Raw genomic sequence first — 12,597 nt, 5'->3', positions numbered from 1 at the left:
CGGTTCCAGATTCAACTTTCATGGGCTGCGACGCCCCTTTGCAAAAAAAAGCGGACAGCCTGGGCTGTCCGCAAATATGCGCACATAGAGAGGAGCTTATCGCAGACGCGTTAGAACGTAGACTGAATTTTCAGGCCAGCGACCAATGCGTTGTCCACTTGATCCACACCACCCGGGTGAGTGATGTATTGCAGGTTAGGACGCACGGTCAGCCAGTTGGTGACGTGGAAGCCGTAGTTGATCTCGTAGTTGTATTCGGTCTCGCGAATCGGCGAGAACACCGGATTGTCGTAGTCCGAAACACCGTTGGAAGCGTTCAGCAGCTCGGCGTTTTTCTTCACGTCGTCGTTGACATGGATACGCGCGGCACCGATACCGACGTCATCCTTCGGACGTGCATCGAACGGGCCCTTGTAGACAAACATCACCGACTGATAGTTGTCGATGAAGTTGGTGTCCTTGTCGTGGAACGTGGCGTTGGCCGCGATGTTCAGACCACGGGAAGCGTCGCCGTTGTGGCTGGTGAGCTGCTGTTGCGCAACGAACCAGTAGCCGTGTTTGCTGCTGTGGGTGCGGTAGGCGTTACCGGTGGTTGCTGCGTCGTTGCCGTTGATGTCTTCACGGACGTCATTGGCATCAGCCGTGCTCTTGTAGTAACCGACGCGGTATTCGCCCGGCAGGCTGTTGACCTTCGGCGACCAGACCAGTTCGACCGGCAACACGGTACCGGCGGTGCCGCTGCCGCTGAGCTTGAAGCCGTTGCCGTGTTCCAGCTGCGACGGGTTCTGGTTGTACGCGCCGATCTGCGCGTAGAGCTCGTCGTTGATGTTGTACTTCACGCGGATCGCGGCCTGGCTGACGGGCCAGTTGTACCAGATGTTGGTCGCCCAGTTACCCACCTGCGAGCCGCAGAACGCCAGGTTCTGGAATTCGCACGGGAAGGTATTGAAGTCTTCGCCTTCACCGAAGTAACCGGCCTTGACGTCGAGTTTGTTGTCGAAGAACTGGTGCTGAATCCACAGTTGGGTCAGACGCACCATGTGGCCACGACCGTAGACTTCCTGCGAGGAAGACAGGGTGCCGGCACGCGGATCGCCAACGCGGTCGTTGGAAATGTTCTGACCGTTACGGTTGGTCAGCTGGATCTTGGCCTGAGTGTTGTCCCAGCCCCAGAGTTTTTGCAGGTCCAGTGCCACGCCCAGACCGAACTGGTCGCTGTAGCGGCCGGTCTTGTCGTCGTTGTAGCCGCCATGCAGGTTGGCGCCCATTTCCCCAACGTAGTCGGCCTTGATGTCGATGCCTTGCTCGATCAGCTTGGTCCGCTCACCACCCCAGTCGCCCGTCATCCACTTGGAATCGGAGCTGAATGCATCGGCGGCCATGGCATTGCCGGCCAGAACCAATGCGGCCGCAGCTGACATTTGGCAGATCAACCGGGCATTGACGTGTTTCTTTTTCATCCCTACATCCTCGTCTTTATTGTTATTAACTGTTTTTTTCCAACGCGGTTTACATCCCCTGCAGAAATGAGCCTGTTGCAGGCTCACTCCCACATTGATTTCTTACCGACCTTTGAACTGAGCGACGTTGGCGCTGTGCGCTTCAGTCTTCGGCAGACCGGCAACCCCCAGGCGCTCGCCGCTTTTGGCGTCGAACAGCAGCACTTTCGACGGATCGAATTGCAGGGTCAGGGTCTCACCCACCTGCGGCGCCACGTCCGGGGCCAGACGGCAGCAGACCTTGGTGTCGTTGAGGTTGACGAACACCAGGGTGTCCGGACCGGTCGGCTCGGTGACTTGCACTTCAGCCTTGATGCTCGGCAGGCCGTTGCCCTCGCCGTTCGCCAGAACAATCTGCTCCGGACGCAGGCCGAGGATCACTTCGCGGTCTTCGAGACCGGCGTCCTGCATCGCCATCGGCAGCTCGCAACGGGCCTGGCCGCTGTCCAGCAGCGCCACCAGACGGCCATCCTTGCGTTGCAGGCGCAGCGGGATGAAGTTCATCGGCGGCGAACCGATGAAGCTCGCCACGAACAGGTTGGCCGGGTCGTTGTAGATCTCTTTCGGCGTACCGAACTGCTGGATGATGCCGTCCTTCATCACCGCCACCTTGTCGCCCAGGGTCATCGCTTCGATCTGGTCGTGGGTCACGTAGACCGTGGTGGTTTTCAGGCGCTGGTGCATCAGTTTCATTTCGGTGCGCATCTCGACGCGCAGCTTGGCGTCGAGGTTGGACAGCGGTTCGTCGAACAGATAGATCTTCGGTCGGCGCGCCAGTGCACGGCCCATCGCCACGCGCTGTTGCTGACCGCCGGAGAGCTGGCCCGGCTTGCGATTGAGCAGGTGCTCGATCTGCAGCAGCTTGGCCACGCGGGCGACTTCTTCGTCGATGGCCGACTGGCTCATCTTGCGGATCTTCAGACCGAACTCGATGTTCTCGCGCACGCTCATGGTCGGGTACAGCGCGTAGGACTGGAACACCATGGCGATGTCGCGATCTTTCGGGCTCATGCCGCTGACGTCCTGGTCACCGATCATGATCGCGCCGCCGGTGATGGTTTCCAGGCCGGCGATGCAGTTCATCAGGGTCGACTTGCCGCAGCCCGAAGGCCCGACAAGGATCAGGAACTCACCGTCCTTGATCGACAGTTCGATGTTCTTCAGGGTGTCCGGCAGGCCGGCACCGTAGGTCTTGTTTACATTGCGAAGTTCGAGCGTAGCCATGATTACCCCTTGACTGCGCCGGCCGTCAGCCCGCGCACGAAATACTTGCCTGCGACCACATAGACCAGCAGGGTCGGCAGCCCGGCGATCATCGCCGCCGCCATGTCCACGTTGTATTCCTTGGCCCCGGTGCTGGTGTTGACCAGGTTGTTCAGCGCCACCGTGATCGGTTGCGAATCACCGCTGGAGAACACCACGCCGAACAGGAAGTCGTTCCAGATCTGCGTGAACTGCCAGATCAGGCAGACCATGATGATCGGCGTCGACATCGGCAGGATGATCATGCGGAAGATGGTGAAGAACCCTGCACCGTCCAGGCGTGCCGCCTTGATCAGCGCATCCGGAATGCTCACGTAGTAGTTACGGAAAAACAGCGTGGTGAACGCCAGACCGTAGACCACATGGATGAACACAAGGCCGGTGGTGGTGCTCGCCAGGCCCATCTTGCCGAGGGTGAACGACGCCGGCAGCAGCACGGTCTGGAACGGCAGGAAGCAGCCGAACAGCAACAGGCCGAAGAACAGCTGCGAACCGCGGAAGCGCCAGAACGACAGCACGTAGCCGTTCAACGCACCGATGGCGGTGGAGATGATCACGGCCGGAACGGTGATCTTGATCGAGTTCCAGAAGTAACCGTCAACGGTCGCCCAGGCTTTCACCCAGCCGATGCCGCTGACCACGGTCGGCCAGCTCAGCAGGTTGCCGGTGGAGATGTCTTCCGGGGTCTTGAAACTGGTCAACAGCATGACCACCAGCGGTACCAGATACAGCAGGACCGCGAGGATCAGCACCGCGTAGATCGCGATGCGGCTCAGGCTGATGGAAGGTTTGGCAGCGAGACTAGTCATGGCGCTTGGTCCTCAGCTCGGAGTACAGGTAAGGCACGATGATCGCGAGGATCGCACCGAGCATCAGAATCGCACTGGCCGAGCCCATGCCCATCTGCCCACGACTGAACGTGAACGAGTACATGAACATCGCCGGCAGGTCGGAGGAATAACCCGGGCCGCCGGCCGTCATGGCCGCCACCAGGTCGAAGCTCTTGATCGCAATGTGCGCCAGGATCATCACCGCACTGAAGAACACCGGACGCAGGCTTGGCAGCACCACTTTCCAGTAGATGCGCGGCATGCTCGCGCCGTCGATCTGGGCGGCACGGATGATCGACTGATCAACGCCACGCAGACCGGCGAGGAACATCGCCATGATGAAGCCCGACGCTTGCCAGACCGCCGCGATCACCAGGCAATACACGACGCGATCCGGGTCGATCAGCCAGTCGAGACGGAAGCCTTCCCAGCCCCAGTCCCGCAGCAATTTGTCCAGGCCCATGCCCGGGTTGAGCAGCCATTTCCACGCGGTACCGGTGACGATCATCGAGAGCGCCATCGGGTACAGGTAAATGGTGCGGATGAAGCCTTCACGACGGATTTTCTGGTCGAGGAAAATCGCCAGTGTCACGCCGATCACCAGGGTGATGCCGATGAACATGCCGCCAAACACGGCCAGGTTCTTGCTCGCCACCCACCAGCGGTCGTTGTCGAACAGCCGCGCGTATTGCGCCAGCCCTGCCCACTTGTAGTTCGGCAGGAAGGTCGACGTGGTGAACGACAGGACAAACGTCCAGAGGATATAGCCATAGAAGCCCACCAGAACGATGAACATGCTCGGCGCCAGCACCAGTTTCGGTAGCCAGCGCTGCAATGCGTCGAACGGCGAGGCCTTGCTGAACACAGCAACAGAACTCATGGGAAGATCCAGTAAAGAAGATGAGGGACCGCTGCAAGCTGCCAGCCTCAAGCCGATGCGCGACTTGAAGCTGGCTGCTGCTCTACGCTGGTGTTACTTGGCAGCCTTGATGGCGGTGCCGAGTTTCTTCGCAGCGTCGGCCGGGTCGGCTTTCGGGTCGTTGATGTAGTTGGTCACGACATCAAAGAACGCACCCTGTACGGCCAGCGTGGTCGCCATGTTGTGCGCCATGCTCGGCTGCAGGCCGCCGTTCTTGGCGTCTGCCAGGAAGTCCTTGGCAGCGGTCTGGGCGCAGGAGTCGAAACCGTACTTGCCCATGTCGGCGAGCATGTCGTTGCGCACCGGGATCGAGCCCTTGTTGATGCTGAAGACTTTCTGGAAGTTTTCACCCAGCACGACTTTGGCGATGTCCTGCTGACCGGCCGCGGTGCCCGCGTCCTTCTGCTTGAACACGGCCAGGGAATCGATGTTGTAGGTGAACGCCTTGTCGGTGCCCGGGAAGGCTACGCACTCGTAATCCTTGCCGGCGACTTTCTTGGCGGCGGTCCATTCGGACTTGGCCCAGTCACCCATGATCTGCATGCCGGCCTTGCCGTTGATGACCTTGGCCGCTTCCAGGTTCCAGTCCTGGCCTTTGCCGTCCTGGTCCATGTAGGTCGCGACTTTCTTCAGCTCGGTCAGGGCCTTGACCATTTCCGGACCGGTCAGGGCAGCGTTGTCCAGGTCGACCAGGGCTTTCTTGTAACCATCAACGCCCATCACCGACAGCACGACCGCTTCAAACACGGTGCTGTCCTGCCAAGGCTGGCCGCCGTGGGCCAGCGGGATGAAACCCGCAGCCTTGAGCTTGTCACCGGCAGCGTAGAATTCTGCGAGGGTGGTCGGGGCTTTTTCGATACCGGCTTTCTTGAAGACTTCCGGGTTGATCCACAGCCAGTTCACACGGTGAATGTTCACCGGCACGGCCACGTAATCACCTTCGAACTTCACGGTGTCGGAGACTTTCTTGTCGAGCAGGCTGTCCCACTTCTCGGACTTGGAAACGTCCTTCAGCACGTCAGTGCTGAGCAGACCGGTCGACGCCCATTCCTGGATGTCCGGGCCTTTGATCTGGGCAACGCCCGGCGGGTTGCCGGCGACGGCACGGCTTTTCAGCACGGTCATGGCAGTCGCACCGCCACCACCGGCGACAGCGCCGTCTTTCCAGGTGAAACCGTCTTTTTCCACTTGTGCCTTGAGCACATCGACGGCGGCTTTTTCGCCACCGGACGTCCACCAATGCACGACTTCCACCGAACCTTTGGATTCGGCAGCGGAAACACTCAGGGGCAGCACAGCGAGCGGGAACAGGGAGGCGACAGAAATGACAGTAGCGAGGCGAGAAATCGCATTCATCTGAGATGTACCTTTCTTGTTGTTATGCATGCAAGTCTGGTGCTTGCGCTGCACACGAGTTTAAACAGAGCGCTTCCCTTCGCAGGTAACGAAGGGACGCGCAAATGTCACCGCATGGTTACACAGGAACGGGCCGGGACAACTGTGCCAGCGCAGTCGCCATGCTCGGCGCCAGCGGCAGACGCGGGATCAGTACGGCTTGCCAGGCGTGATACAGATCCGGTTTGCCCGCCCAGATATCGGCACTTGGACGGTTTTGCGGATCGAGTTCGTGATGCCAGCTGCCGTCGCAACGGTCGATGAAATTCGCTTCGCAAAATTCCCAGAACAGTCGGTACCAGGTTTCGTACTGGGCATCGCCGGTACGTTTGAGCAAGGCGCTGGCAGCGGCGCTGGCCTCGGCGTGGGTCCAGTGCAGGCGATGGCGCACCACCGCTTTGTTGTCCCAATCGAGGGTGTAGACGATGCCCGGGGCGCCATCGACGTCCCAGCCATGACGGCAGTTGTTCTCGAACAGCTTTTGCGCATCGGTGGCCAGCCAGCCCGGCGTGAGCATCCCGGCCTGAACCCGCGCCGCTTCGAGGTGCAGCAACAGCCGCGCCCACTCGAAGCCGTGGCCCGGCGTGGTGCCGTACGGGCGGAAACCGTCGGCGGGATTGTCGTGGTTGTATTCGCGCAGCGGCTGCCAGTTTCGGTCGAAATGCTCGATCACCAGATAATCGTTGGCGGCTGCGTGACCATGAATCACCCGCTCGACGATACGCTGCGCACGCACCAGCCAGCGCGGGTCTGCGGTGACATCGGCCAGCACGAGGAACGCTTCGGTGGCGTGCATGTTGCTATTGGCGCCGCGATAGGCTTCTTCCTCGCTCCAGTCACGGTTGAAGAATTCGCGCATGGCGCCCTCTTCTTCGCTCCAGAACCAGGTGTCGATGATGTCGATGGCGTCATCCAGCAACGCCTGTGCGCCAGGACGCTGGGCGACCACCGCGGAACTGGCCGCGAGGGCCACGAAAGCATGCAGATAAGCGTTCTTGCCGGTGTTGCCATCACGGTGTTCGGCAACCGCAAACCAGCCGCCATGCAACGCATCGCGCAACGGGCCGCGCAACGCCTGAATGCCGTGATCGACCAGCTCGGCAAACCCCGGCAGGCCCTGAATATGGGCCATCGCGAAGCTGTGGGTCATGCGCGCGGTGTTCATGGTTTCGGCTTGCGCACCGGCCTGAAGCTGGCCGCGCTCATCGAGATTGCCAAAGCCTTCGGGCAGTCGCGAAGCCTTGGCAAATGCCAGCAGGCGCAGGCCTTCGTCGGCGAGCCATTGCTGGTGGGCAGGGGCGTTCAGCCAACTGCTGAAGCCCGGATTGAAGTGATCCATGGAAGGCCTTTTTTGTTGTTATGACTGCGGGCAGTCTAAACAACGGGCCGGGGTGGGCTTGTAACGAAGGGGACGGGTTTTGTCACCGACCGGTGACATTCAGATCAATCCGCCGAACGCGGCAATTGCAGGGTCACGCGCAATCCACCCTCACGCAGGTTCTGCAACGTCACTTCACCGCCATGGCTATGAGCAATGTTGCGGGCGATCCCCAATCCAAGCCCATATCCCTGCTGCTGCCCCGCCAGCCGGAAGTGCGGTTCGAACACCTGCTCCAGCCGCTGCTCCGGCACGCCCGGGCCTTCGTCGTCGACATGCAGCACGAACGCACTCTCGTCGTCATCGATATGCAGATGCGCGTTCTGCCCGTACTTCAGCGCATTGTCGATCAAGTTGCCGATGCAGCGCTTGAGCGCCAACGGCTTGCCCGGATACGCCGCCAGCGCCCGCCCCTGCTGGGTGACGCGGCCATTGCCGTTGGGCGCCAGATACGGCTCCACCAGGCAGTCGAGCACATGGTTCAGATCCACCGGCTCGATGTTTTCGTGGATGTCGGTGTCCTTCACGCATTGCAGCGCGCCTTTGACCAACAGCTCCAGCTCATCCAGGTCGCGGCCGAACTTGGTTTGCAGTTGTTCGTCTTCCAGCAGTTCGACCCGCAGACGCAGGCGGGTGATCGGCGTGCGCAGGTCATGGGAAATTGCGCTGAACAACTGGCTGCGCTCAGTGAGGTAACGGCTGATGCGCTCGCGCATGGTGTTGAACGCGCGGCCCACCTCGACCACTTCGCTGCCGCCACCCTCGGCCACCGGCTCGACGTCGGCGCCCAGCGACAAGTCCCGCGCGGCCCGCGCCAGACGCTTGAGCGGCCGGCTCTGCCAATGCACCAGCAGGCCGATGAACAACAGCAGAAAGCCGCTGGTGAAGACGATGAACCACACCTGCTGGGTCGGCAGGCCTTGCTCTTCGAGACTGGTGTAGGGCTCGGGCAGCAGCGAGGCGATGTACAGCCATTCACCCGGTGCCAACTGGATCTGGGTCACCAGCACCGGCGGATTCACCGGTTCCAGGGTCAGCGCGTAATGCGCCCAGGAGCGCGGCAACTCATCGAGTTTCAACCCGGCATTGAAGATCCGCAGGTCATCGGGGCTGACGAAGGTCACCAGAATATCGGTGTCCTGGCCCAACGACTGACGCAGCACCTCATCCACCGCCTGAAGCACCGCCGCCTTGCGCGGCGTGACCGGCAACACGTCCATGCCCAGCGGTTTGTCATTCAGCGTCACCACAAAACGCGTGCCGCCCATGCTGCGCAACTGATCAAGCACCAACGGCCGGTAAGCCACCGGCAACGAGCGGAAATAGCTGACGCTGGCGGTCATCGAATGGGCGAGGCTGCGGGCGCTGGTGACCAGGCCTTCGAGCTGGGTCGCGCGCAATTGGGACACCCAGATCACACTGGACAAGGTCTGGGCAAACAACACCGCCAACAACGTCAGCAGCAGCATCCGCCCAAGCAGCGAGCGCGGCATCGGCACTTTGCGTGCGGTGTTGCGCAGGAACTCAGTGACCATTGCCGGCAACCACGTTGGCTGCCAGTTGGTAGCCGCTGCCACGCACGGTGCGGATCAGCCGTGGCGGTTTTTCGGTGTCGCGCAGACGCTGACGCAAGCGGCTGACGGCCATGTCGACGATGCGATCAAGCGGCATCAGGTCGCGGCCACGGGTGGCGTTGCCGATGGTGTCGCGGTCGAGGATTTCCTGGGGGTGATCGAGGAACAGTTTCAACAGGGCGAAGTCGGCGCCGGACAGAATCACTTCCTCGCCGTCGGTGTGAAACAGCCGATGGCTGACCATGTCCAACCGCCACTCGTCGAACGCCAGCACTTCACTGCCGCTGCGTTCCTGACCGAACTGGGCACGGCGCAGCAGAGCTTTGATCCGGGCTTGCAGTTCGCGGGGGCTGAAGGGTTTGCCGAGGTAGTCGTCGGCGCCCAGTTCCAGACCGATCACCCGATCGGCCTCGTCGGAACTGGCAGTAAGCATGATGATCGGCACCTGAGCCTGACGCGGATGCTGGCGCACCCAGCGGCACAGGCTGAAGCCGTCTTCATCGGGCAGCATCACATCAAGAATCACCAGATCGCTCGGCGCCTCGTTCAGCGCCTGGCGGAAGCTGGCGCCGTCGGCCGTGGCCCGTACCTGAAAACCCGCGCGGGTCAGGTAGGTTTCCAGCAACTCGCGTATCTCCTGGTCGTCATCGACCAACAAAATCGACTTGTTGACTGAACTCACTTCGAAGGCATCCTTGTTGTTGGAATTGGGCGGATTATGCCTGATGTGCCGATGGTTCCCACGCTCGGCGTGGGAATGATCATTGACCGGATTGTTCGAGCGCGACTCCTGCACCGACGAGACCCGAGTACGGCGCCGTTACCAGCCACACCGGAATCCCCTTGAAGTAATCGCTCATGCAGCCCTTGTCGGCGAAGCTGCGGGCGAAACCGCTTTCGAGAAAGAAATCGGCAAAGCGCGGAATCACGCCGCCAACGATGTACACCCCGCCGCGGCCGCCAGTGGTCAGCACGTTGTTGCCGGCCACGCGACCGAGCCAGCAGCAGAACTGCTCCAGCACTTCCAGGGCAATCGGGTCGCCCGCAAGACCGGCGGCGGTGATTGCTTCCGGCGTATCGAGTTTGGGTTCATGGCCATCCACCGCGCAGATCGCCCGGTACACCCGAGGCAAACCGCCGCCGCTCAACGCGGTTTCCGCACTGACGTGGCCGATTTCGTTGTGGATGTGCTGCCACAGTTGCGTTTCACGCGGGCTGCTCAGCGGCAGATCGACGTGGCCGCCCTCCCCCGGCAACGCGGCAAACCGGCCTTCGCCCAGATCGAGCAAGGTGCCGACACCCAGGCCGGTGCCCGGGCCGATCACCGCCGCCGGACGCAACGGTTCCGGCGTGCCTTCGCAGACCACGCGGAATTCGCCGGGCTGCAAACGGGTCATGCCCAGCGCCATCGCCGAGAAATCATTGATCAGCAACAACTGCTCGACCTGCAACGCCTGGCAGAACGCCTTGCGGCTCAGGCGCCAGTGGTTGTTGGTGAACTTGAATTCATCGCCGCTCACAGGACCTGCCACCGACAGGCACACCGAACCGATGGCGCCCGGCGCCAGGCCGAGCCCGCTCAAGTAGAGGCTGATCGCCTCTTCCGGGCTGGCATGGTCAGCCGTGGCCAGCACCTGCACCGATTCGAGCTGCTGATCTTTCCACAACGCGAACCGCGCGTTGGTGCCTCCGATGTCACCGACCAAAGCCAGTTTCAATTAAGCGTCTCCAGGGCAGAAGTGAAGGCGCTGGCGCCCTGCTCTGCCGAGCTGAAGGCCAAACGCATGAAGCCAAACAGTTCGCGGCCGCTGCCGATGTTGTTGCCCAACAGGCCTTTGGCGGGTTCGCGCGCTGCAAATTCGGCGGCGTCCACCTTGAGTTCCAGGGTGCCTTTGACGCCATCGACGCGGATGATATCGCCCTCTTGCACGCGAGCCAAAGCGCCGCCGACATAAGCTTCGGGGCTGACGTGGATCGCCGCCGGGATTTTCCCCGACGCGCCGGACATGCGCCCGTCAGTCACCAGCGCAACCTTGAAGCCGCGATCCTGCAGCACGCCGAGGAACGGCGTCATCTTGTGCAGTTCCGGCATGCCGTTGGAACGCGGGCCCTGGAAGCGCATCACCGCGACAAAGTCCTTCTCCAGCAAACCGGCCTTGAAGGCGTCGGCCAGATCCTGTTGATCCTGGAACACCATGGCCGGCGCTTCGACGATCTGGTTTTCCAGCGCCACGGCGGACACCTTCATCACGCCACGACCGAGGTTGCCTTCCATCACCCGCAAGCCGCCCTCTGCCGAGAACGCACGGGCCACCGGACGCAGGATGTTTTCGTCGAGGCTGTCGGTCGGGCCTTCGCGCCATACCAGTTTGCCGTTATCGAGGAACGGCTCCTTGGTGTACTGGCTCAAGCCGTGGCCGAGCACGGTGTTGACGTCTTCGTGCAGCAGGCCGGCTTCGAGCAGCTCGCGAATCAGGAACGACATGCCGCCCGCAGCCTGGAAGTGGTTGATGTCGGCCTTGCCGTTCGGATAGACGTGGCTCAGGGTCGGCACGACTTCGGAGAGGTCGGCCATGTCCTGCCAGGTCAGTTGAATACCTGCCGCCATGGCAATGGCCGGCATGTGCAGGGTGTGGTTGGTCGAGCCGCCGGTGGCATGCAACGCGACGATCGAGTTGACCAACGCCTTCTCGTCGACGATTTCACCGATCGGCATGAAGTTGCCGTTCTGTTTGGTCAGGCGCGTGACCTGATGCGCGGCTTCGCGGGTCAGGGCATCACGCAGCGGCGTGTTCGGGTTGACGAAGGATGCGCCCGGCAAGTGCAGGCCCATGACTTCCATCAGCAGCTGGTTGGTGTTGGCGGTGCCGTAGAAGGTGCAGGTGCCCGGGCTGTGATAGGACTTCATTTCCGATTCCAGCAGCTCTTCGCGGGTCGCCTTGCCTTCGGCGTACTTCTGCCGCACGTCGGCTTTTTCCTTGTTGGAAATCCCCGACACCATCGGGCCGCCCGGCACGAAAATCGTCGGCAGGTGACCGAAACGCAGGGAGCCCATCATCAGGCCCGGCACGATCTTGTCGCAGATGCCGAGCATCAGTGCGCCGTCGAACATGTTGTGGGACAGCGCCACCGCCGTCGACATCGCGATCACTTCGCGACTCGGCAGGCTCAGCTCCATGCCCGGTTCGCCCTGGGTCACGCCGTCGCACATGGCAGGCGTGCCGCCGGCGAACTGGCCGACCGAGCCGATTTCGCGCAGGGCGTTCTTGATCTGTTCCGGGAAGACTTCGTACGGCTGGTGCGCCGAGAGCATGTCGTTATACGACGAAACAATGGCGATGTTCGCCGAGTTCATCATCCGCAGGCTGTGCTTGTCTTCGCTGCCGCATCCGGCCACGCCGTGGGCGAAGTTGGCGCATTGCAGCTTGCCGCGCATCGGCCCGTCAGTGGCAGCGCCGCGAATCAGCGCAAGGTAAGCCTGACGCGTGGCGCGGCTGCGGGCGATAAGCCGTTCGGTGACCTCAAGAACGCGGGGATGCATGTGTAGAACTCCAGGCTAACGGATGTGGCGACCTGATTGTCTATGCTGATCAAAAGCCCGTTCGCGTGGGATGACGAGCGGTTTTCTTGATCATTCGGACCAGTTGATTCAGGTCACTCGTTGTAGATAAAACAAAATATTGCCACTAAAAAGGCTTGTTTTCTATTTTTATGCGAATAATCTTGTAATTCCAACAAC

Annotated in this window: 10 protein-coding genes; all 10 read right to left on the bottom strand. The window is 61.3% G+C overall.

All coding sequences use genetic code 11. From position 1 onward, the window contains the following. Window positions 1-110 precede the first annotated feature (110 nt). The 10 genes from AC1RR7_RS17640 to edd all read right to left on the bottom strand — a co-directional run bounded on the left by AC1RR7_RS17640 (window position 111) and on the right by edd (window position 12,399). Entirely contained in the window at window positions 111-1,460 is a 1,350-nt protein-coding gene (locus AC1RR7_RS17640; protein ID WP_102621292.1) for a carbohydrate porin, read from the bottom strand. Window positions 1,461-1,562: 102 nt separating this feature from the next. Next, window positions 1,563-2,723: an ABC transporter ATP-binding protein gene (locus tag AC1RR7_RS17635; RefSeq protein WP_096818249.1), complete on the bottom strand. Its 1,161-nt coding sequence runs from the start codon at window positions 2,721-2,723 to the stop codon at window positions 1,563-1,565. 2 nt (window positions 2,724-2,725) lie between these two features. Continuing rightward, entirely contained in the window at window positions 2,726-3,571 is an 846-nt protein-coding gene (locus AC1RR7_RS17630; protein WP_096818250.1) for a carbohydrate ABC transporter permease, read from the bottom strand. Further along, window positions 3,564-4,472 carry a carbohydrate ABC transporter permease gene (locus AC1RR7_RS17625; protein WP_085697145.1) on the bottom strand — a complete coding sequence of 303 codons (909 nt, stop codon included), beginning with the start codon at window positions 4,470-4,472 and terminating at the stop codon, window positions 3,564-3,566. The genes AC1RR7_RS17630 and AC1RR7_RS17625 overlap by 8 nt, the downstream gene beginning before the upstream one ends. A 93-nt stretch (window positions 4,473-4,565) precedes the next feature. Further along, a complete protein-coding gene (locus AC1RR7_RS17620) occupies window positions 4,566-5,867 on the bottom strand; it encodes an ABC transporter substrate-binding protein (protein WP_102621290.1) in 1,302 nt (433 codons plus the stop codon). A gap of 118 nt (window positions 5,868-5,985) precedes the next feature. After that, a complete protein-coding gene (locus AC1RR7_RS17615) occupies window positions 5,986-7,245 on the bottom strand; it encodes a D-mannose isomerase (RefSeq protein WP_493158065.1) in 1,260 nt (419 codons plus the stop codon). A 104-nt stretch (window positions 7,246-7,349) separates the two neighbouring features. Then, window positions 7,350-8,777 (bottom strand): ATP-binding protein, encoded by a 1,428-nt coding sequence (locus AC1RR7_RS17610; protein ID WP_173861378.1) that lies wholly within the window; start codon window positions 8,775-8,777, stop codon window positions 7,350-7,352. Between the two features lie 31 nt (window positions 8,778-8,808). Then, a complete protein-coding gene (locus tag AC1RR7_RS17605) occupies window positions 8,809-9,540 on the bottom strand; it encodes a response regulator (protein ID WP_025112821.1) in 732 nt (243 codons plus the stop codon). A gap of 79 nt (window positions 9,541-9,619) precedes the next feature. After that, on the bottom strand, window positions 9,620-10,576 hold the full coding sequence (locus tag AC1RR7_RS17600; RefSeq protein ID WP_102621288.1) for a glucokinase: 957 nt from the start codon (window positions 10,574-10,576) through the stop codon (window positions 9,620-9,622). After that, complete coding sequence (gene edd, locus AC1RR7_RS17595) at window positions 10,573-12,399, bottom strand: phosphogluconate dehydratase (RefSeq protein WP_085606582.1); 1,827 nt, start codon at window positions 12,397-12,399, stop codon at window positions 10,573-10,575. The genes AC1RR7_RS17600 and edd overlap by 4 nt, the downstream gene beginning before the upstream one ends. Window positions 12,400-12,597 lie beyond the last annotated feature (198 nt).

It is taken from the genome of Pseudomonas sp. GW821-FHT11G12 (assembly GCF_058808055.1).
The sequence above is the reverse complement of the archived record's forward strand: the minus strand, read 5'-3'. Positions and strand labels throughout refer to the sequence as shown.